This is a genomic window from Pseudomonas sp. S3_E10, from assembly GCF_054667615.1.
In genome coordinates this window covers 6,027,901-6,049,464 of the sequence record NZ_CP162743.1, presented here as the reverse complement: position 1 = coordinate 6,049,464, position 21,564 = coordinate 6,027,901, and the positions used below count along the sequence as shown (strand labels likewise).

Below are 21,564 nucleotides of genomic sequence, written 5' to 3'. Positions count from 1 at the left end.
ATGATCACCCCGGTAATGGCCGACAGCAGCGTCATCGGCACGATCAGGATCACCGCCAGCGGCAGGCTCCAGCTTTCGTATTGGGCGGCCAGTACCAGGAACGCCAGCAATACGCAGAGCGGGAACACGAACAGCGCGGTGTTGCCCGAGAGGATTTGCTGATAGGTCAGGTCGGTCCACTCGTAGGTCATGCCGTTGGGCAGTTCATCCTTCAACAGTTTTTCGATCGCGGCCTGGGCCTGGCCCGAGCTGTAGCCCGGTGCGGCGTTGCCGTTGATTTCGGCGGTGATAAAACCGTTGTAGTGCATCACGCGGTCCGGCCCCGAGGTGTCGCTGACCTTGATAAAGGTCGCCAGCGGGATCATCTCGCCCTTGTTGTTGCGCACTTTCAATTGGCCGATCTGGTCTTCGTCCAGGCGGAACTGCTGCTCAGCCTGCACGTTGACCTGGTAGGTGCGGCCAAAGCGGTTGAAGTCGTTGGCATACAGCGAGCCCAGGTAGATCTGCAGGGTGTCGAAGATGTCGCTGATCGCCACGCCGTGGGTCTTGGCCTTTTCGCGGTCGATGGCGGCATCGACCTGGGGCACGTTGACCGTGTAGCTGGTGAACAGGCCGAACAACTCCGGCACGTTATGGCTCTTGGCGATGATGTTCTGGGTTTCTTTGTACAGCTCGTCGTAACCCAGGTTGCCACGGTCTTCGATCTGCAGGCGGAACCCGCCGATGGTGCCCAGGCCCTGTACCGGCGGCGGTGGGAAGATCGCCATGTAGGCTTCCTGGATATTGCTGTACTGGCCGTTCAAGGCGCCGGCAATCGCACCGGCCGACATGCTCGGGTCTTTACGCTCGTCGAACGGCTTGAGGGTCACGAACACGATGCCGCTGTTCGGGCTGTTGGTAAAACCGTTGATCGACAGGCCGGGGAACGCCACCGCGCTGTCCACGCCCGGTTGTTTCAAGGCGATCTCGGACATGCGCTTGATCACGTCTTCGGTGCGGTCCAGGCTCGCGGCGTCCGGCAGTTGAGCGAAGGCCACCAGGTATTGCTTGTCCTGGGCCGGTACGAAACCGGTCGGGGTGTGGGCAAAGCCGAACCAGGTCAGCACCATCAGGCCCGCGTACAGGAACAGGGCGATGCCGCTGCCGCGAATCACTCGGCGTACGGTGCCGACATAACCGTGGCTGGCTTTCTCGAAGAAGCGGTTGAACGGACGGAACAACCAGCCGCCGAAAATCTTGTCGAGCACCTTGGAGAAGCGGTCCTTTGGCGCGTCGTGGCTGCGCAGCAACACGGCGGCCAGGGCAGGGGACAAGGTCAGCGAGTTGAAGGCCGAGATCACCGTGGAAATTGCGATGGTCAAGGCGAACTGTTTGTAGAACTGCCCGGTCAGGCCGCTGATGAAGGCCGCTGGGATGAACACCGCACACAGCACCAACGCGGTGGCGATGATCGGGCCGGTCACCTCGCTCATGGCTTTTTCAGTGGCCGGGAACGGTTCCAGGCCCAGCTCGATGTTACGTTCGACGTTCTCCACCACCACGATGGCGTCGTCCACCACGATACCGATGGCCAATACCAGGCCGAACAATGACAGGGCGTTGAGCGAAAAGCCGAACAGGTGCATGACCGCAAACGTACCGATCAACGATACCGGCACCGCCACCAACGGAATGATCGAGGCGCGCCAGGTTTGCAGGAACAGAATCACCACCAGCACCACCAGGATCAGTGCTTCAAACAGGGTGTGCACCACCGCTTCGATGGAACCCCGGACGAAGATGGTCGGGTCGTAGACGATGCTGAAGTCCATGCCTTGCGGGAAGCTCTTTTTCAGCTCTTCCATCTTGCCGCGCACTTCGTTGGAGATCTCGATAGCGTTGGAACCCGGCCGCTGGAAGATCGGGATCGCCACGGCCGGCTGATTGTTGAGCAACGAACGCAGGGCGTATTGGCTGGAGCCCAGCTCCACCCGTGCGATGTCCTTGAGGCGGGTGATTTCACCGTTATCGCCGGCGCGAATAACGATGTTCTCGAACTCTTCCTCAGTGACCAGGCGGCCTTGGGTATTCACCGACAACTGGAACGCGGTGGCATTCGGTGCGGGCGGCGCGCCCAGGGCACCGGCAGCCACCTGGCGGTTTTGTTCGCGAATGGCCGTTACCACATCGGTGGCGGTCAGGTTGCGCGAAGCGGTCTTGTTCGGGTCCAGCCATACACGCAGCGAGTAGTCGCCCATGCCGAACAGCTGCACATCACCCACGCCCCCCAGGCGCGCCAACTCATCCTTGATATTGAGCAAGGCGTAGTTGGACAGGTAGAGCATGTCGTAACGCTGATCCGGGGAGGTCAAGTGCACCACCATGGTCAGGTCGGGGGAGGCCTTGTCCACGGTAATACCGATGCGGGTCACTTCCTCGGGCAGTTTTGGCTGCGTACGGGTGACGCGGTTTTGTACCTGCACCTGTGCGTTGTCCAGGTCGGTACCCAGGGCGAAGGTGATGGTCAGGGTCAGCTTGCCATCGGCGGTCGACTGCGAGGACATGTACAGCATGTTCTCGACGCCGGTGATGGCCTGCTCAAGCGGGGCCGCCACGGTTTCACCGATGACCTTGGGGTTGGCGCCCGGGAAGTTGGCGCGTACCACGACGGTCGGCGGCACCACTTCCGGGTATTCGCTGATCGGCAATTGGAACAGCGAGATCGCGCCGGCGATCAGGATCAACAGCGAAAGTACCGCTGCGAAGATCGGCCGCGAAATGAAGAACTTGGAAAAATTCATCTTGAGTCGTATCCCTTAACCGCGTGGAGTCGCGACGCTGGCCAGCTTGGGCGCGGGTTTTTCCGGCGCCACTTGTTCCAGGTTGCTGGCTTCAAGCGCTTGTCGTTGTTGGGCCAAGGCGGCGAGGGTTTCCTTGCTGGCCATCGGGATGGTTTCCGGGGCGACCGGCGAGCCTGGGCGCACACGCTGCAGGCCCTTGACGATAATGGTGTCGTCCTTGTTCAGGCCGCTGCGCACGATGCGCAAACCTTCGATCTTCGGCCCCAGCTCTACCGAGCGATACGCCGGCTTGTCGCCGTCCATCACCAGCACGAACTTCTTGCCCAGGTCGGTGCCCACGGCTTCGTCGTTGATCAGCACGGCGGAGTAGGTGCCGCTGCCCACCAACTTGAGGCGCGCATACAGGCCGGGGGTGTATTCGCCCTTGCTGTTATCGAACACCGCGCGCCCACGGATGGTGCCGGTGGCCGGGTTGACCTGGTTGTCGACGAAGTTCATCTGGCCCAGGTGCGGGTTGCCGGTTTCGTTGGACAGGCCCAGGTACACCGGGGTGGTGGCCCCACGACGGCCCTGGCGGGCCAACTCGGTGTACTTGAGGAACACGCGCTCATCGGCGTCGAAGTAGGCGTAGACCTTGTCGGTGGAGACCACGCTGGTCAGCGCGGTGGTATCGGCGGTCACCAGGTTGCCGGCGGTGATTTCGGCACGGCTGACGCGGCCGCTGATCGGCGCGGTCACGCGGGTGAAGCTCAGGTTCAGCTTGGCCAGGTCCAACTGCGCCTGGATCCCGGCGACGGCGGCGCGGGCCTCCTGGGCGGCGGTGGTGCGCGAGTCGGCCAGTTCGGCGGAGATCGCATTGCTCTGGCGCAGGCGTTCGCCACGCTGGGCTTCGTTGTCGCTGCGGGTGGCAGCGGCTTTGGTCTGGGCAAGCTGGGCTTCAAGGCGGCGCACTTCAGCCTGGAACGGACGCGGGTCAATCTGGAACAGCAGGTCGCCTTTCTTGACCAAAGCGCCTTCAGTGAAAGCGACTTGGTCAATCTGGCCGGAAACCCGTGGGCGGATCTGTACGGTTTCCGGTGCTTCCAGGCGCCCGGTGAACTCGTCCCACTCATTGACCGGTTGCTCCAGCACCTTGGCCACGCTGACTTTGGCCGCCGGCATGGCGGCCGCTTGTTCCGGGGTCTTGCCGCACGCGCTCATCACCACCACGGCCAAAATCGCCAGGGGGAAGCGCAAATGTTTGAGTGACTGTTCCATGAGGTGCATCCGCCAATGTATTTGAGATGGGCGGATCATGCGCGGGGACGCGGTATGTCACGAATCGAATGAAGCAAAGGTAACTATCATTCGGAATGATATAAGCACGGGATGAGCCCTCTAGCCTGGGGCTTTCGTTAGGGTGCTATCGATGGCCGTGATAGCAATACCGACGAAGCAGTGGGGCCTGGCGGCCGAGCTTACTCCTGTGACGCCCTGATAGCCGACACATATCTGGCTCACGGGTAGAGATCCAAATGTAGGAGGGGGCTTGCTCCCGATGGCAGTGGGTCAGGAACGGATGCATTCACTGACACGCCCTCATCGGGAGCAAGCTGCCTGCGCCACGGGCGGTTTACTTATGCAAAATCGCCTGGTGAATATCCTGCAACGCCATGATGCGCTGGGCGGCATTGAGTTTGATGGCTTCCTTGGGCATGCCGAACACCACGCAACTGGCTTCGTCCTGCGCCACCGTGGCGGCGCCGGCGTCGAGCATTTCCTTGAGGCCACGGGCGCCGTCGTCGCCCATGCCGGTCATGATGATGCCGGTGGCGTTCTTGCCGGCAAACTTGGCCACCGAGCGAAACAGCACATCGACGGAGGGGCGGTGCCGGTTGACCAGCGGCCCGTCGATGACCTGGGCGTGATAGAAGGCGCCGCTGCGGGTGACCATCAGGTGCTTGCCGCCAGGGGCGATCAGCGCAAGGCCGGGGAGTATGCGGTCGTTGTTGCGGGCTTCGCGCACCTCGATCTGGCACACGCTGTTGAGGCGCTCGGCGAATGACGCGGTGAATTTCTCCGGCATGTGCTGCACGATCACCATGCCCGGGCACACCCTCGGCAGCGCCGTGAGTACCGCTTCCAGCGCTTGGGTGCCGCCGGTGGAGGTGCCGATGGCGACGATACGTTCGGTGGTCTGGGCCATGGCCTGGCCGCTGGCGGCGGACAGGATCGCGTCGGCACTGAGTTTGCCCGCCGGTGCGGGGGCGGGTGTCGGCCGTGCGCTGCGCTTGCCCAGGTTCTTGACGTTGGAATGGGCGGCCGCGCGGATCGCGGCGACCAATTCCGGCGCCGACTCGATCAGGAAATTTTTCAAGCCAGTGGTGGGTTTGGTGATGACTTCCACCGCGCCGGCCGACAGTGCCTGCAGGGAGGTCTCCGCGCCTTTTTGGGTCAGTGAGGAGCAGATCACCACCGGCGTCGGCCGCTCGCTCATGATTTTGCGCAGAAAAGTGATGCCGTCCATGCGCGGCATTTCCACGTCCAGCACGATCACATCCGGCCATTCCCGGGCGAGTTTGTCCATGGCGAAGATCGGGTCGGAGGCCGCGCCCATGACGTGGATGTCCGGCGTGTCGTTGAAGATCGCCAGCAGCACCTGGCGTACCACGGCCGAGTCATCGACCAGCAATACACTGATTTTTTTGGAAGGCATGGTTTTAACGTTTTCCCATTGGTTGATGCCGGACCCAGACGTTGCCGTTCCACAGGTCGAACACAATAGTGCGATAGCCGGTACTGCCCATGTCCTGGGCCGTGAGGTGCAAATCATGGCGCTCGGCGAGGGCCAGCGCCGCGAGGACGTTCAGGCTGGCCACATTGCGCGCCGGCACGTACACCTGCGTGGGGAACATCTCGCCGCCGCCGAACACCTTTATCTGATAATCCTGTGGCCGCGTGCCGTGGGCGCGCGCGTGTTGAAGCAGCAGCTCCAGCGCTTCGTCACCGTATTTGCCATCCAGTGGCTGATCAACCCGCATGCGCGCCGGCAACATGAAATGGCACATGCCGCCGATCAACCGTTGCGGGTGCCAGAAGGTGAACGCCACGCAGGATCCCAACAGCGTGCGCAGGCGTGTCGGCCGCGTCACAAAGCTGACCTGGCCTGGCGCCAGGACCACCTCGGCGGCATCGACCGGCTTTTTCATGGCTTGCGGTAAATCGACGGCGCCACCAGCTTCAAGGTGTCGTTCACACCGTTGAGGCTTTCGGAGTGACTGATGATGAAATGGCCGCCGGGTTTAAGCTGCGGCAACAAGCGCGCAACCACTTGGCGCTTGGTCTGCTGGTCGAAGTAGATCATCACGTTGCGCAGGAAAATCACATCGAACTCACCAAGGCCGGGCAACGGTTCGTTCAGGTTGACCTGCACGAAGCTCACGCGGTTGCGCAGGCTCTTGTCGATCAGGAAGGTGCCTTCCTGGCGGCCGATACCTTTGAGGCAGTACTTGGTCAGCAGCGGCTGGGGCAGGGTGCCGGCGCGCTCCATCGAATAATGCCCGGTGCGCGCCTTGGCCAGTACCTGGGTGCTGATGTCCGAGCCGATCACTTCCCAGGGCGTGGTGCCCAGCGCCTCGGCCAGGGTCATCGCCAGGCTGTAGGGTTCTTCGCCCGATGAGCTGGCCGCGCTCCATACGCGAAACACTTTGCCTGGCGCGGCCCTGGGCAATACCTGCTGGCGCAGAAAGTCAAAGTGCTTGGGTTCGCGAAAAAAGTAGGTCTCATTGGTGGTCAGCAGGTCCAGCGCGACTTGCAGCTCGCCCTGGCGCTGGTCACTCATGATCAGTTGGAAATAATCCCCATAGCTCTGCAGCTCATAGTGCTTTAGGCGCTTGGACAGGCGCCCGGCCACCAGGGCTTTCTTGGCCGACGACAGGTTGATGCCTGCCGCACGGTACAGCCAGGATTGGAACTGACCGAATTCACGGTCGTTGAGCGAGGCGGTGTCTGCCATGATCGAGCCTCAACGCGCGTCGAGGTCGAGCGCCGGCGCCTGGGCGCTTTCGGCCAGGCTGGACATCTCATCGATAGACAGCACTTTGTTCACCTCCAGCACAATCACGAACTTGCCATCGACCTTGGCCATGCCACCGATAAAGTCGGCGCGAATCCGCGCGCCGAAGCTGGGCGGCGGCTCGATCTGCGCCGCCGGGATCTCCTGCACGGCAGAGACCGTGTCCACCAGCAGCCCAATGTCCTGGTGCGGGCCATCGTCAGTGCTGGCTTCGATGATGATGACGCAGGAGCGCCGGGTAATCGACGAGTTAGCCCGGCCAAAACGCGCCGACAGGTCAACCACCGGCACCACGGCGCCGCGCAGGTTGATCACGCCGCGCACGAACGCGGGCATCATCGGCACCACGGTCAGGCTGCCGTATTCGATGATTTCCTTGATGCCCAGAATGCCGATGGCGAACATCTCGCCGCCAAGCATGAAGGTCAGGTATTGCGCATCCTCATCGGCCGCAACCACGGCCTGCCGGGTAGTCATTACTGCACCCATGTCATTCTCCCTGTGAGCCCGCATTGAGGGTTGCCATCAGAAACGGGTGAATTCCGATTCGTCCGGGGCGCTGGCCATGTTGTAGGCGAAGGCTTTGCGCGGGGCCTGCGGGGCCGGGCGCGGTGGCTGACGGCTGGGCTTGCTGCCCGGGCTGTCGGGGTTGCTGTTTTGCACCACGGCCTTCGGGGCGGAGTCGAGCACGAAAAAGCTCATCGCTTGTTGCAGTTGCTCGGCCTGGCTGCTCATTTCTTCGGCGGTGGCGGCCAGTTCCTCGCTGCTGGAGGCGTTCTGCTGGGTCACTTGGTTGAGCTGGGTCATGGCCGTGTTGATCTGCGCGACACCGGCGGCCTGTTCCTCGGAGGCGGCACTGATTTCCTGCACCAGGTCGGAGGTCTTGTTGATCGAGGGCACCATTTCGTCGAGCAACTTGCCGGCTTTTTCGGCCATGTCCACGCTGCTGGACGACAACTCGCCGATTTCCTGGGCGGCCACCTGGCTGCGCTCCGCCAGTTTGCGCACTTCGGCGGCCACCACGGCAAAGCCTTTGCCGTGCTCGCCGGCCCGCGCGGCCTCGATGGCGGCGTTGAGCGCCAGCAGGTTGGTCTGGTAGGCAATGTCATCGATGATGCTGATGCGCTGGGCGATTTTCTTCATCGCCACCACGGTTTGCTGCACCGACTCGCCGCCGTCGGTGGCTTCTTTGGCGGCCTTGCTGGCCATGCCATCGGTGACCTTGGCGTTTTCGGTGTTCTGGTTGATGCTCGCGCTCATCTGCTCCACCGACGCGCTGGTTTCCTCGACGCTGGCGGCCTGTTCGCTGGTGGCCTGGCTCATCGACTGCGCGGTGGCGCTGACTTGCTCCGAGGCGCTGGCCAGGTTGTCGGCGGCGTTGCGCACTTCGCCGATGATATGCGCGAGCTTGCCGACCATATCGCGCATGGCGTTGAGCACCATGCCGGTTTCATCCTTCGAGCCGGGCGCGATGGGCGCAGTGAGATTGCCTTCGGCCAATTGTTCGGCGGCGGTCGCGGCCAGTCGCAGCGGGCGCGAAATAATCCGCGCGATGAACAGGGCCAGGCCCAGGCCGATCAGCAGCGCCGCGCCCAGTACCACGATGATCAACAGGCGTGATTCTTCATACAGCACCGAGCCCCGGTCACCGGCTACCGTGGCGCCGGCATCGTTGAGTTCGACCATTTTCTGCAGGCGGTTGGTCAACTCATCGAAGTGCGTCTTGGATTCGCCGCGCAGCAGGGCGCGCGCCTGGGCTTCCTGGTTCTGCCGGGACAGCTCCAGCAATTGCTGGCTGGCCGCGAGGTAAGCGTTCCAGGCGCTTTTCACTCCGGCCAGCAACTGACGGTCTTCGTCGTTCGACAGCAGTTGTTCGTAGGTGTCCAGCCGGGTTTCGAACTGCTGGCGCGCTTCCACTGCTTCGCGCTCGGCCTGGGCTTTCTCCTCGGCCACTTCGGTACTGATATTGCGGTTTTCCTTCAGCCGGTAGTTGGCGGCAAAAAAGCGCATGCCGGCCGCCGCGCGCATCGACGGCATCCAGTTGCCCCGGATCTCCTGCGCCGCATGGTTGACGGCGCCCAGTTGGAGGATGGCGAACGCGCCCATCCCCGCCGTGAGCGCCAGGACCACCAGGAATGAGCTGATCAACTTGGTGGAAATTTTAAGATCGTAGAACCATTTCATCGGGGAACCTCCATGGAAATTGCAAATGCTTCAGCGCACGACGACCGAGGCCTGGGGGGGCACCTGAGGCGTGCGCGTTTCTTGTTGTACGATTTGATTGAGCAGTGCCGGCACATCCAGGATCAGGGCCACCGCGCCGCTGCCCAGGATGGTCGAGCCGCTGATGCCGCGCAGCGCGCCGAACAGCTTGCCCAAGGGTTTGATCACGGTCTGGAACTCGCCGAGCAGGTCATCCACCACCAGCCCGGCCTTGTGCTCGGCATAGCGCACCACCACCACGTTCTGGCGGCGCGCCGCCGGGCCTTCGTGGCTGAAATGCTCGCGCAGGTCGACCAGCGGCAACACCTCGCCACGCAGGTCCAGGTAGCCCTGGTCGCGGCTGGATTGGCGCTGGCGGTCGTCCAGTTCGATGCATTCCTGAACCATGTCCAGCGGAATCACGTAAGTGGATTGGTCGATGCCCACCAGGAAGCCATTGATGATCGCCAGGGTCAGCGGCAGGCGAATGCGCACCACGGTGCCCTGGCCAGGGCGGCTGTCGAGGTCGACGGTGCCGCGCAACAGGGTGATATTGCGCTTGACCACATCCATGCCGACGCCGCGTCCGGAGAGGTTAGTCACCGCCTCGGCCGTGGAAAAGCCGGCTTCGAAAATCAGGTTGTAGATCTCCTGGTCGCTGAGCTGCGCGCCGCTGGCGACCAGCCCGCGCTCCTGGGCTTTTTCCAGGATCCGTTCGCGGTTGAGCCCGGCACCGTCGTCGGCGATCTCGATCACGATGCTGCCCGAATCGTGATATGCGTTCAGGCTCAGGTGGCCCTTGGCTGACTTGCCTGCCGCACGCCGGGCGTCGGCATTTTCGATGCCGTGGTCCATGGCATTGCGCAACAGATGCATCAGCGGGTCGCCGATTTTCTCCACCACGGTTTTGTCCAGCTCGGTTTCCGCACCGTTGATGATCAGGTCGATGTCCTTGCCCAATTCCTGGCTGACATCGCGTACCACGCGGCGGAAGCGATTGAAGGTGTCGCCGATCGGGATCATGCGCAGGTGCAGGGCGCCATCGAGGATCTCTTCCACCAGCCCCGACACGGTGGAGGTGGCTTCCTGCAACGGGTCGTTGTTGCAGGAGCGGGCCAGCAGGCTGGCACCGGCGCTGGCGATAACCAGCTCGCCCACCAGATTGATCAATTCGTCGAGCTTGTCGGCATTGACCCGCACGTAGGCGCCATCGCGGGGCTTGGCGTCGCTGCCCGTGGCCACGCGCTGTTGCGCAGCTTGCGTGGGGCTGGCGGGCGCGGCCTGGGTGACCAGCTCGGTGCCGGTGGCGGGGCCACTGTCGCTCGGCTCATCAACGGCGCAAATCTGTACTTCACAGTCATCGCGCACGAAATCGAAGACTTCGTTGAGGGTTGTGTGGCTGGCATTCGAACGCAGGTCGATCTCGAATCCCAGGTAGCAGCTTTCCGGGTCCCAGGCGTCCACGGGTGGAATGCTGTCGGTCAGGGTAGTGACCTGTAGCACCTGGCCCAAGGTGTCGAGGTAACGCAGGAAGGACAACGGGTCCATGCCGTTGCGAAACACGTCCACGCCGAAGCGCAGGGAAATATGCCAGAGCAGCTCGGCCTGAGGCGCGTCATCCGTCACGGCGATTTCGCCGCCGGCGGGGGCGGCCTGCAGCGGCTGATAGGCGCTCAGCGCCTCGCGCAACACCTCACCGCGTTCCAGCGTGGCAGGCTGCAGCGCGCCGTCGTGATGGTCGACCGCCTCGATCAGTTCGAGCATGTGGTCGCCGCACTTGAGCAGCAGCGCGATCAGCGCCGCATCCACGGTTACACTGCCCTCGCGCAGGCGGTCGAGTACATCTTCGACGATATGCGTGAACCCGACGATGGGCGCCAGGCCAAACAACCCAGCGGAGCCCTTGATGGTATGTGCGGCGCGAAACACCGCGCCGATGGCATCCTCATCACCTGGCTCGTTTTCCAATTGCAGCAGGGATTGCTCCATGACCTGCAACAGCTCGCGTGCCTCGACGATAAAGGTCTGCTGTGCCTGATCGAGATTAATACTCACCTGGACATTCCTTTGTCGCTCATTGATCGGCTATGGCGCGCTAAAACAGCGTGCCGCCACATAAATGCAATGTTTGGGTAATCGCCTGGCTCTGCCCTACAAGGCTGACCGGCGTGCCGCCGGCGGCGGCTTCACGGCGGATCACCGCCAGTAATTGCAGGCCGGCGCCGTCGATTTCCGTGACCTCTGACAGGTCGACCTCCAGGCGCGGCGCAGTGCTGATCCGGGGCAGCAGCGCAGCGGCCAGTTCGGCCACGGTGTAGATCGTCAGCTCGCCCTCGATGCCCACGCGGGCGGCGCCGTCGAGTGTTTCATGGGTGATAGGCATGGGGCCTCCGGGCCGTCGGCGATCAGGGCAGGATCAACTTGGACACCGCCGCCAGCATCTGCGCCGGCTGGAACGGCTTGACCACCCAGGCTTTGGCGCCCGCGGCCTGGCCCTCGGCTTTTTTCGATTCCTGCGATTCGGTGGTCAGCATGATGATCGGCGTGAACTTGTAGCTGGCCAGCTTCTTGACCTCCTTGACGAAGGTGATGCCGTCCATGTTGGGCATGTTCACGTCGCTGATGATCAAGTGCACCTTCTGCCCGTTGAGCTTGCCCAGCGCGTCCTTGCCATCGCACGCCTCGATCACCTCATAGCCGGCGCTCTTCAAGGCAATGCCGACCACTTGGCGCACGCTGCTGGAGTCGTCCACCACTAATACATTCTTTGCCATGCTGTGCTCCTAGAAAAAGGTGATGTCTTGTGAAGTCTGTTGCGCAGCGGCGTCGCCATGGTGTGTGCGCCGCTGCTCGTCGGTGGCGTAAGTGGCCTCCATGCGCGCCAGCCATTGCCGCGCATCCACGTTGACCGGCTGGTCCGGCGACTGGCTGGCCTGCAGCAGGTGTTCATGCAGGGCATGCATGTTGTCGCGCACGTGACTGAGGATCTGGCTGACCCGGTCCTGGAATTGCAGGTTGACCAGCACGTCGGTCATCTCGTCGCGAATCCCGTAGCTTTCCTGCTTGAGCAGATCGGCGGAGTCGGCCAGGCGACCGGTGATGTTCTGAAAGCGTTCGAGCACCTGCTGGATACTCTGCTCGGACGCCGCGACCGAGTGGCTGTCCTGGTCGGCGCTGCTGGAGGCCGCTTGCACCAGTTGGGTGATGGCGTTATTGATGATGTCGACCTTGGCCGACATCTGCTGGCCGGTCTCGCTGGACTTGCTCGACAGGCTGCGTACCGCATCGGCCACTACCGCAAAACCACGACCGGCTTCACCGGCGCGTGCCGCTTCGATCGCCGCGTTGAGGGCCAGCAGGTTGGTTTGTGCCGCAATGGCCGCCACGTCGGCGGCCATGCTGCGCAACTCACCGGTATAGGCAGTGAGGCTGCGCACTTGGGACAGGGTCTGGTCACGGCTCGATTGCGCGGCCTTGAGGGAGTCGATCACTTGGCTCAATTCGCTGTCGCTGCGCGCCAACACCTTGAGGGCTCCGTCGGCGGCCTGCCCGTCGAGCTCGCCGGCGGCTTGCTGCGAGGCCTGCACGGTGTCTTGCAACCGCGTGGAAATACCGGTGAAACGATTCGCCAGGCTGACAATGGCGTCTTCAGTCTGCTGGCGCGAGCTTTCCACGTGTTTGGCCCAGATCGGCATGGCGCCCAGCAAGACTTCGTCGAGTTGTGCCCGTGCATCCGCGCTCTGTTGCCCGGCCTGCGCCGCGCAAGGGGCGGCCAGCGCAAGGGCGCGCTGCACGGCTTGGCGCTGCGCCCGGGCGCTCCAGGCGCACGCGCCCAGGCCAACCAACGCCAGCCCCACGCAGGCCGCCAGGTTGGCCGGGGAGGCGGACTGCACGAGTATCCAGGCGGCGGCGGGGATGACCGGGATGAAAGCGAACCAAAGAAAACGCGGATGACCAGGAAGGGCAGTACGGCTGGATTGACTCTGGGTCATGAGTTCGGTCCCTGAACAGTGTTGCGGATATAAATAACATAGGAGTTATCCGCCCCAACCGCCGTAACTTTAGACCTCCCTGTATGCCTTCCGTCTGGTTTATGACCGCTACGTTACGTTCACTCCGTTGTTTCAACCCGTGCCGGCGTGCGAATAAACGTGCGAAACACGTGGTCCCACAGCGGTGAAGAGACCCCGAAGTTTTTTTCGATGCCTTGGCGGTGATGCAGGTCGTGGTTGGCAACCAGCCCCGGAATATAGCGATACGCCCAATGCTCGGGGCGGTGCATCACGTAATGCACCGAGATGTAATAGAAGTAGCCGGTCACCGCGCCGATGAACGCCGAGGTCAGGCCGGTGTACCAGGCAAACAACAGCAGCGCGGCAAAGGTGGAGCTGGTTTTCCAGCTCGACACCCCGATATAGGCCAGTACATCAATGTGATGGGTCCAGTGCTCGCGGCGATACAGCGAATGGAACAGAAAACGGTGCGCGCAATACTCCACCAGCGTCCAGGCCAACAGGCCGGCGAGCAATTGCCACGGGGCAAGCGGCGCCAGCCAGAGCGCAACGCCGATGAACAAGGGGATGGTGAAAAAATCCAGGTAATACGCGACTGACGACATCAGCCATTTGTTCGAAGCCGCCATGTGCGGGTCGTCCTTGAGGTGCGATCGATGGGGGAACTAGACCGGAGCGTCCCCGGCGGCGTGGAGATTGCCCGTTGATTCACGCCGTTGCAACAACTCGATCTGCTGCGCCGGTATTAGCTTGCGCAGGGTTTTGTACAGCGCGCGGGTTTCCAGCAGGTTCCATACCCGCAACATGGTTTCCAGCGCGTCCAGTGGTTTGCTGATGAAGTCGCGTGCGCCCAGGGCCAGGGCGCGCAGGCGGGTGTCGCGGGTGGCGTCGGCGGTGAGCACCAGGATCGGCAGGTATTCGCCCTGGGGGATGCGTCGGTTGAGTTGTTCGAGCACGGCAAAGCCGTCGAATTCGGGCATGTGCAGGTCGAGGATCACCAGGTCCGGCTCGAAGCTGTTGAACAGTTCCAGGGTGCGCAGCGGCTGGGTACTGCTCAGTACATGGGTCAACCCTTCACGGGCGAGCAGTTGCTCCACCAGTTCAAGGTTCGGGCGTTGGTCGTCGATGATCAGAATGCGCAGGTCGGTGTTCACGCGGGCTCCGGAAAATACTGGTCGAGGTGGGCGAGAAACGCCGGGATGTTGATGGGCTTGCTCAGCACCGCCGTTGCGCCGGCGTCCTGCAAGGCCCGGCGGGTAGGGTCGCTGGCATCGGCGGTGATCATCAGTACCGGGATGTCGTGGGTGAGCGCCGAGCCGCGCAAGCGCTGCAGCACTTTCAAACCGTCGATGTCCGGCAGCGAAACATCCAGCAGAATCAGCTGCGGCCGATGCTGTGCGGCCAGGTCCAGGCCCAGTTGGCCTTGCATGCTCGACAGCAGCTTTATCCCCGGCCGGCGTTGCAGCAGGGTTTCGATCAGCGCCAGGCTGGAGAGGTTGTCTTCGATGCACAACACGTTGCCCTGCACCCGGCAAGCAGCGGGGGCAGGGCGCTTCCATTCGCTGTCGATCACCGTGGGCACCCTGAGCGGTGAGCCCGGCAGGCGCGCGAACGGCAGCTCCAGGGTAAAGCGTGAGCCGATACCGACCTGGCTTTGCACGGTCAGCCGGCCGTCCATTTGCTCCAGCAGGCTTTTGCTCAGCGCCAGGCCCAGGCCGCTGCCTTCCACATTCGGGTCGGCACCCAGGCGCTCGAACGGGGTGAACAACTGCCCCAGGTGACCCGCCGCAATGCCTGTGCCGGTATCGCACACCGCTACACCGATACGCGGCCCGTCGACCGTGACCTCGATGCTCACCTGGCCTTCGCGGCGGTTGTATTTGATCGCATTGGACAGCAGGTTCAGCAGCACCTGGGTGAGGCGTTGGCGGTCGGCAACGATGCCGATATCGGCCGCCAGCGGGGGCAGGGGCTGCAATTGGATAGCGGCGTCGGTCGCCATGGGGGACACCAGCGTCAACGCCTCTTGCAACACCTGCGCCAACGGGATCGGGGCAATGTTCAACGCCAGGCCTCCCGCTTCGATCTTGGCAATGTCCAGCACCTCGTTGATCAGCGTCAGCAGGTGCTGGCCGGCGCGCAGGATATGCCCGACCTGGGCCTTTTGTGTCTTGGCCGCGTCCATGTCCAGCAACTGCGCAAAACCCAGGATCGAATTGAGTGGCGTGCGCAGCTCATGGCTCATGCGCGACAGAAACTCGCTTTTGGCGCGGCTGGCGCGTTCGGCTTCCTCGCGGGCGGTGCGCAAGGCGATTTCGGCGGCGCGGCGGTCGGTGATGTCGCGGGTGATCTTGGAGAAGCCACGCAACGCGCCGGTGCCGTCGTACTGCGCGGTGATCACCACACTGGCCCAGAAGCGCGTGCCGTCCTTGCGGCAGCGCCAGCCCTCTTCGGTGTAATCGCCGTTGCCGGTGGCCTCGCGCAAGGCCATGTCCGGGTGCTGCGGGCACTCCTGGGGCAGGTAGAACACCGAGAAGTGCCGCCCGATGATTTCCTGCTCGGTGTAACCCTTGATGCGCTCGGCGCCGTTGTTCCAACTGGTGACATGGCCCGCGGTGTCGAGGGCAAAGATCCCGTAGTCCTTGACCCCGTCGATGATCAGCCGCAAGCGTTCCTCGTTGTCGCGCAAGGCGCGTTCGCGTTCGGCCAGCAGCAAGCCGGCTTCCACCAGGCGCGTGCCCAGTTGGCCGATTTCGTCGTGTTCCGGCGGTTGCGGCAACAGCGGGTGGCCCAGCGCCAGGCGTTGCGCATTGCGTTGTACGTTCTGTACCCGCGCGACAATCCCCTTGGACAGGAACAGCACCGCGACAATGGCGCCGAACAAGCCGCACACCGCCGCCAGCCAGGTCGACAGCAATAAGCGCTGACGGGTCTCGTACGCCGCCGCGCTGCGCTCGGCCAGCAAAGACGCTTCCAGGGTGAGCATGGTGCCGATGTGTTGGCGCAAGGCATCGAGGATGTGTTTGTTGCTGATCAAAATGGCGCTGATCGAGTGCGGTGTGGCGTGGCTGTCGTCGAGCATGTCTTGCAGCCCGTCGATCTTGCCGTCAATCAGCGGCTTTATCGCGTTGAGTTGCTCGCGCACCCGCTGATCGCGAACGTTGCGGTCGAGCCGCAGCAGCGCGGCGTCAATCTGCGGCCTGGCGTTGCGGTAACTGGGCAGGAAGTCCTCGCGCCGGGTCAGCAGGTAGCCGCGCACGCTGGCCGCCGCTTCGGCGAGCAGGGTGTGCACGGCCTGGATATCGCCTTGCACGCGCAGCACCCGGCGCACGTCTTCTTCGGCGCGCGCGGTCTGGCGTTCGGTGGTGTAGATCAGCACCAGGGACAGTAACAGCACCACCAACGGCAACGAAATAACCACCAGCGCCTTACCCCGCAGGGGCAGGTCGGCCCAACGGCGCTTCATGGTTGTGCCACCAGGCCCAGGGCGATACCACGCACGGCCGCCTGGGTGCGGTCGGCCGCGCCGAGCTTGCCGATCACCCGTTCCACATGGGCCTTGGCCGTGCCGGTGGTGATGCCCAGGTGTTCACCGATGGCGCGGTTGCTCATGCCGTTGGCCACCAGCCCCAGGACCTGGCGCTCCCGTGGGGTGAGGTGTTCGCTGGGCGCCACGCCGCTGGCCTGGCGTTCGGCCATGCGCCGTAACAGGCGTGCGCTGACAGCCGCGTTGAGCGCTTCGCCGCCGGCGGCCACTTGCTGCAAGGCTTGGATCACCTCGGCACGGCTGGCGTCCTTGAGCAGGTAGCCCAGCGCGCCGGCATTCATCGCCGCTTCCAGGTGGTCGGGGCTGTCGTCCATGGTGAATATCACCACTTTCACCGTCGGCAGGCGTTGTTGCAGCACGCGCGCGGCGCCCAGGCCGTTGAGCACCGGCATGCGGATATCGAGAATGACGATATCCGGCAGCAGTTGTTCGCACAGCTCCACGGCATGTTGGCCGTCACACGCCTGGCCGACCACTTCGAACTGCGGGTGGCCGGCCAGCAGCGCGACAAAACCGGTGCGCGTGACTTCATGGTCGTCCGCCAGGACCAGGCGTAACACCTTGCTCATGGTGCAACTCCGTTGAGGCCGGCCGGCACGCTGGCCTGCAGGCGGGTGCCGCCATCGATCACGCTGGCGCAGGTGAAGCGCCCGCCCAGCAGGCTGGCGCGCTCGTGCATGGTGGCCAGGCCCAGATGCCGGGCCTCATCCCGGGGGTGGTCGTGTGCGAAGCCTTTGCCGTTGTCGTCCACCTGTAAAACGGCCATCTCGTCGCGCAGCTCCAGGGCCAGTTGCACCTGGCTGGCACGCGCATGCTTGAGGACGTTATTGATGGCTTCCTGGCCGATCCTGAACACAGCAATTTCCACCTGGCTGGGCAGCCGCTGCGCACAGTGCGAGCGCCACACCACGTTGATGCCGGCGTCACGCAGGCGGTCGGCTTCTTTGTCGAGGGCTTTGAACAGGCCGAAATCGTCCAGCACCGTGGGGCGCAGGCCCGCAATCAGTTGGCGGCCTTCGCCGACGGAGTGCTGGGCCAGGCTGAGAATCGCCTGCAAGTCCGCGGCCAAGGCGTGTGGCAGGGGCGGGCAGCGGCCGGCGAACCCTTGCAGCCGTTGATGCAAACCGGCGAGGGTTTGCGCCAGGCCGTCGTGCAGGTCGTAGGCTACGCGTTTGCGTTCGTCTTCCTGGGCGCGAAGCAAGCGGTTGACCAGGTCGGACAGCGTACGGTCGCGCGCCTTGAGGGTGGTCAACAGCCGATGGTTTTCCAGGTGAGTGGCCAGCAGCGTGGCAAGCAATTGCACGGATTCGCTGTCTTCATGCTCCGGCGCGCGCAGGCTGACGCTATTGCCCAGCACCAACACGCCAAAGGCCTGGCCGTCACTGCCGCGCAAGGGTACTTGCAGCACGCTGTGCGGCTGGTCGTGCCAGCGTGGCGCACGCAGGTCGCGGTCGGCAAGGGCGGCCAGGCTGGCCACCCGCGCGGGGCTGCCATGGCGGGCGGTGGCACTGGCGCTGCCCTCGGCATCCCATTCCTGCAGCACCCCGTGGTCCATCGCGAGGAACGCACAGGCCCTGACAAGCACCTGTTCGCGCATGGCCTCGGGGGCCAGTTGAGCCAGTTCCTGCCCGGTCTCCACCAACAGGCGCAGGCGCGCTGCGCGGCTTTGCGACTGGCGAAAATGCGCGCGCATGGCCAAGGCGCTGCCGGGATCATGAGGTGTGTCGTGCATGCTGAATGTTCCGGTCGCGAGGACGCTTATTAGACCTTGCCATGCCCTTGGGCGCTATCTGCCAAATGGCATAGGCAAATGACTCCGGTTGGCCGATGGCGGCGGCTGGGCAGGTTGGCAAAGTGGGCTCACCGATCACCACTGGAGTTTCGTCATGCAATTCAAACCCGCCGCCATCGCCCTGATGTTTGCCTTGAGCGCACCGTTTGCCCAGGCCGCCGAGACCGCCCCGTATGTTTACCGTGAGGTGGCGCAGGCCCCGACCAACCTCAAAGACCGCGAGATCGCCGGCTTGTTCGACCGCTGGAACAGCGCCTTGCAGACCGGCAACGTTGACTCGGTGGTTGCCCTGTATGCGCCGGGCGCGGTGTTGCAGCCTACGGTGTCGAACCAGGTACGCACCACGCCAGACCAGATCAAGGATTACTTCGACCACTTCCTGGCGCTCAAGCCGGTAGGCCAGATCAATTACCGCGAGATCCGCCAGTTGGGCAGCAATGTGGCCATGGACAGCGGGGTCTATACCTTCACCCTGACCGAAGCGAACGGCAAGAAGCGTGAGGTACAGGCGCGCTATACGTTCGTTTACGAACAGGTGGGCGGGCAGTGGAAGATCCTCAACCATCATTCGTCGGCGATGCCCGAAATGCAGGTCAAGCACGCCAAGCAATAAAGGCGTGTTTATTGTGGCGAGGGGCAAGCTCCCTCGCCATAGGTGCAGGGTTCGTTCTCAACTGAACTCGGCGGCCACCTGGCCTGGGATCGCCGCGATCAGCTCACGGGTGTACGCGGTGGCCGGACGGTTGAAGATCTGCTCCACCGACCCCTGTTCCACCACTCGGCCATTGCGCAGCACCAGTACCTCGTGGGCAAAGTTGGCGACCACCGACAGGTCATGGGAGACCAGCACATAGGCAATACCCATGTCCCGTTGCAGCGTTTCGAGCAGCTCCAGAATATGCGCCTGCACTGACACATCCAGCGCGCTGACCGGTTCGTCGAGCAGCAACAGGTCGGGTTTCAAGGCCAGGGCGCGGGCGATAGCGACGCGTTGGCACTGGCCCCCGGACAGCTCGCGCGGCAGGCGGTCGAGGAAGCTCACCGGCAGGTGCACGCGGCTGATCAACTCACGCGCGGCGTGTTCCAACGCCGCCCCCTTGAGCAGGCCGAACGACACCAGCGGCTCAACGATGCTGTCGAACACCGTAAAGCGCGGGTCGAGGGCGGCGAACGGGTTTTGTTGCACCAGTTGCAGGCGTTGGCGCAACGGGCGGAACTGGCGCCAGCTCAGGTCGGTGACGTCCTGTTGCTCGAAGCAGACGCGGCCCTGGCTGGGTTTCTCCAGGCCCAGGGCGATACGCAGCGCGGTGCTCTTGCCCGATCCGGACTCGCCGACGATGGCCAGGGTCTGGCCGGGGTACACCTGTAAGTTGAGGTCCTCCAGGGCCAGCAAGGTAGCGGCCTCGCCCTTGACCTTGGGCAACGCGAAGGTCTTGCCGACGTGGTGCAGGCTCAGGATCGGCTGGCGCCCCAGGTCAAGATTGATCAGCGGCGCACGGCGCTTGGCGAAGGCGGGCGCGGCGGCAATCAGGGCGCGGGTGTAGTCGTGAGCGGGCTGGGCGAGGATCTGGCGGGGCGGGCCTTGTTCGACCACTGCGCCGTGTTGCATCACCAGGATGCGGTCCGCGCGGTCGGTGGCCACGCCCAGGTCGTGGGTGATGATCAGCAGTGAAATCCCGCGTTCACTGACCAAGCGTTGCAGGTGGTCGAGGATTTTGCGCTGCACGGTGACGTCGAGGGCGCTGGTGGGCTCGTCGGCGATGATCAGGCGCGGGTTGCCGGCCAGGGCAATGGCGATCAGTACGCGCTGGCGCATGCCGCCGGAGAGTTCATGGGGATACTGGCGCGCGCGCAGTACCGGCTTATCGATGCCCACCTGTTGCAGCAACGCGACAACGTCCGCGTCGATGCCGGGGTAGCGCTTGCCCTTGGCCGATATCAACGCTTCGCCGATCTGCTGGCCAACGCGCAGGGTGGGGTTGAGGCTGACCATCGGGTCCTGGGGCACCAGACCGATGGTACGGCCGCGCAGGTTGCGTTTCTGGCGCTCGCCGGCGTGGCTCAGGTCGCTGCCATCGACCCACAGCTCACCGGCGCTGATCCGCGCATTATCCGGCAGCAACCCGAGGATGGCGTTGGCCAGGGTGGTTTTGCCCGAGCCGGACTCGCCGACAATCGCCACGGTTTCGCCCTGGGCGATGCTAAATGACAGCCCGCGCACCGCCGGGTTGAGCTGGCCGCCGGCGCGGTAATCGACCGCGAGCTGGCGTACATCGACCAGAAACGCGCTCATCGCTGGGCCTCCTCGAACGTACGGGCGATATGGTTGAGGCTGAACACCACCGCGACCAGGAACAGGCCTGGCAGCAACGACACCCAGGGCGCGGTGATCAGAAAGTGCCGGCCATTGGCGATCAACGTGCCCCATTCCGCCGCCGGTGGCGCGGCGCCGAAACCGAGGAAACTGAGGCCGGCGGTGGCGAGGATCGCCGCGCCGAAGTCCAGCGTCGCCAGCACCGCCACCGGCCCCCAGGCGTTCGGCAGGATGTGCCGCAGCAACGTGCGGCTCCAGCTGGCGCCGCCCAGGCGCGCGGCTTCGACGTAGGGCAGGGTTTTCACGCGCAAGACTTCAGCGCGGGTGGTGCGCGCAAACCCCGGGATAATGCCGATCCCCACGGCAACGGCCACCGGCACCGTGCCGAAGCCGATGGCCGTGACAATCGCCAGGGCCAGCAACAGGCCGGGCAGGGCCAGCAACACATCGACAAACCGCATGATCACCGCGTCGACACGCCCGCCGGTAAACCCGGACAGAATGCCCAGGCCCAGCCCACCCACCAGCGCGATGCCCACCGCCAGCGACGCGGCCAGCACCGACAGGCTGGCGCCATGCACCACTCGGGTAAACAGGTCGCGGCCCAGCTCATCGGTGCCGAACCAGTGCGTCAGGTTCGGCGCGCTGAGCTTGTCCGCCGGCGCGGTGGCGTAGGGGTCGAAGCTGCTCAGCAGTTGCGGCGCCACGGCGGCAACCAACGAAAACAGCACCACCAGCACGGCCAGGCTGAACCCCGGCCGACGCAGCAAGGGCCGCAAGGTGGCGGCAACCCGTTGCAGGGGGCTGCGGCGGCGCCAGAGCGGCGCCGAAAGCGCCAGGTTTCGATTAAGTGTGGTCATGG

The 21,564-nt window shown here is 63.8% G+C and carries 19 protein-coding genes; 1 reads left to right on the top strand and 18 read right to left on the bottom strand.

Features of this window, described 5'->3' with window-relative positions:
- The 16 genes from AB4N98_RS27830 to AB4N98_RS27755 all read right to left on the bottom strand — a co-directional run.
- The coding region (locus tag AB4N98_RS27830) for a multidrug efflux RND transporter permease subunit (protein ID WP_460149139.1) at positions 1-2,780 on the bottom strand (2,780 nt) is incomplete at its 3' end.
- A 15-nt stretch (positions 2,781-2,795) separates the two neighbouring features.
- A complete protein-coding gene (mexE, locus tag AB4N98_RS27825; protein ID WP_065876897.1) occupies positions 2,796-4,037 on the bottom strand; it encodes a multidrug efflux RND transporter periplasmic adaptor subunit MexE in 1,242 nt (413 codons plus the stop codon).
- A gap of 355 nt (positions 4,038-4,392) precedes the next feature.
- A complete protein-coding gene (locus tag AB4N98_RS27820) occupies positions 4,393-5,475 on the bottom strand; it encodes a protein-glutamate methylesterase/protein-glutamine glutaminase (RefSeq protein WP_065876891.1) in 1,083 nt (360 codons plus the stop codon).
- A 4-nt stretch (positions 5,476-5,479) separates the two neighbouring features.
- Positions 5,480-5,968: a chemoreceptor glutamine deamidase CheD gene (cheD, locus tag AB4N98_RS27815; protein ID WP_065876892.1), complete on the bottom strand. Its 489-nt coding sequence runs from the start codon at positions 5,966-5,968 to the stop codon at positions 5,480-5,482.
- On the bottom strand, positions 5,965-6,774 hold the full coding sequence (locus AB4N98_RS27810; protein WP_017529021.1) for a CheR family methyltransferase: 810 nt from the start codon (positions 6,772-6,774) through the stop codon (positions 5,965-5,967). Before AB4N98_RS27810 ends, cheD begins: the two co-directional genes overlap by 4 nt.
- A 9-nt stretch (positions 6,775-6,783) precedes the next feature.
- Positions 6,784-7,323 (bottom strand): chemotaxis protein CheW, encoded by a 540-nt coding sequence (locus AB4N98_RS27805; protein ID WP_065876893.1) that lies wholly within the window; start codon positions 7,321-7,323, stop codon positions 6,784-6,786.
- Positions 7,324-7,359: 36 nt separating this feature from the next.
- Positions 7,360-9,018: a methyl-accepting chemotaxis protein gene (locus AB4N98_RS27800; RefSeq protein WP_068931602.1), complete on the bottom strand. Its 1,659-nt coding sequence runs from the start codon at positions 9,016-9,018 to the stop codon at positions 7,360-7,362.
- 30 nt (positions 9,019-9,048) lie between these two features.
- Positions 9,049-11,091: a chemotaxis protein CheA gene (locus AB4N98_RS27795; RefSeq protein ID WP_460149136.1), complete on the bottom strand. Its 2,043-nt coding sequence runs from the start codon at positions 11,089-11,091 to the stop codon at positions 9,049-9,051.
- A gap of 40 nt (positions 11,092-11,131) precedes the next feature.
- Positions 11,132-11,419, bottom strand: a complete 288-nt coding sequence (locus tag AB4N98_RS27790) for an STAS domain-containing protein (protein ID WP_068931601.1) — start codon at positions 11,417-11,419, stop codon at positions 11,132-11,134.
- 22 nt (positions 11,420-11,441) lie between these two features.
- Positions 11,442-11,810 carry a response regulator gene (locus tag AB4N98_RS27785; protein ID WP_017529026.1) on the bottom strand — a complete coding sequence of 123 codons (369 nt, stop codon included), beginning with the start codon at positions 11,808-11,810 and terminating at the stop codon, positions 11,442-11,444.
- Between the two features lie 9 nt (positions 11,811-11,819).
- Positions 11,820-12,731 carry a methyl-accepting chemotaxis protein gene (locus tag AB4N98_RS27780; protein ID WP_440447072.1) on the bottom strand — a complete coding sequence of 304 codons (912 nt, stop codon included), beginning with the start codon at positions 12,729-12,731 and terminating at the stop codon, positions 11,820-11,822.
- Between the two features lie 416 nt (positions 12,732-13,147).
- Positions 13,148-13,678, bottom strand: a complete 531-nt coding sequence (locus AB4N98_RS27775; RefSeq protein WP_460149134.1) for a sterol desaturase family protein — start codon at positions 13,676-13,678, stop codon at positions 13,148-13,150.
- A 36-nt stretch (positions 13,679-13,714) separates the two neighbouring features.
- Entirely contained in the window at positions 13,715-14,203 is a 489-nt protein-coding gene (locus AB4N98_RS27770; RefSeq protein ID WP_017529029.1) for a response regulator, read from the bottom strand.
- A complete protein-coding gene (locus tag AB4N98_RS27765; protein WP_460149133.1) occupies positions 14,200-16,515 on the bottom strand; it encodes an ATP-binding protein in 2,316 nt (771 codons plus the stop codon). The genes AB4N98_RS27770 and AB4N98_RS27765 overlap by 4 nt, the downstream gene beginning before the upstream one ends.
- Positions 16,512-17,165, bottom strand: coding sequence for a response regulator (locus AB4N98_RS27760; RefSeq protein WP_017529031.1), 654 nt, complete (start codon positions 17,163-17,165; stop codon positions 16,512-16,514). Before AB4N98_RS27760 ends, AB4N98_RS27765 begins: the two co-directional genes overlap by 4 nt.
- Positions 17,162-18,328, bottom strand: a complete 1,167-nt coding sequence (locus AB4N98_RS27755; protein ID WP_017529032.1) for a sensor histidine kinase — start codon at positions 18,326-18,328, stop codon at positions 17,162-17,164. The genes AB4N98_RS27760 and AB4N98_RS27755 overlap by 4 nt, the downstream gene beginning before the upstream one ends.
- A gap of 154 nt (positions 18,329-18,482) precedes the next feature.
- Here AB4N98_RS27755 and AB4N98_RS27750 point away from each other — a divergent pair, with 154 nt between their 5' ends.
- A complete protein-coding gene (locus tag AB4N98_RS27750) occupies positions 18,483-19,001 on the top strand; it encodes an SgcJ/EcaC family oxidoreductase (protein ID WP_017529033.1) in 519 nt (172 codons plus the stop codon).
- A 57-nt stretch (positions 19,002-19,058) separates the two neighbouring features.
- Here AB4N98_RS27750 and AB4N98_RS27745 read toward each other — a convergent pair whose 3' ends face one another.
- Both AB4N98_RS27745 and AB4N98_RS27740 read right to left on the bottom strand, forming a co-directional pair.
- Positions 19,059-20,681: a dipeptide ABC transporter ATP-binding protein gene (locus AB4N98_RS27745; protein ID WP_065879137.1), complete on the bottom strand. Its 1,623-nt coding sequence runs from the start codon at positions 20,679-20,681 to the stop codon at positions 19,059-19,061.
- Positions 20,678-21,562: an ABC transporter permease gene (locus AB4N98_RS27740; protein WP_065879136.1), complete on the bottom strand. Its 885-nt coding sequence runs from the start codon at positions 21,560-21,562 to the stop codon at positions 20,678-20,680. Before AB4N98_RS27740 ends, AB4N98_RS27745 begins: the two co-directional genes overlap by 4 nt.
- Positions 21,563-21,564: the final 2 nt, after the last annotated feature.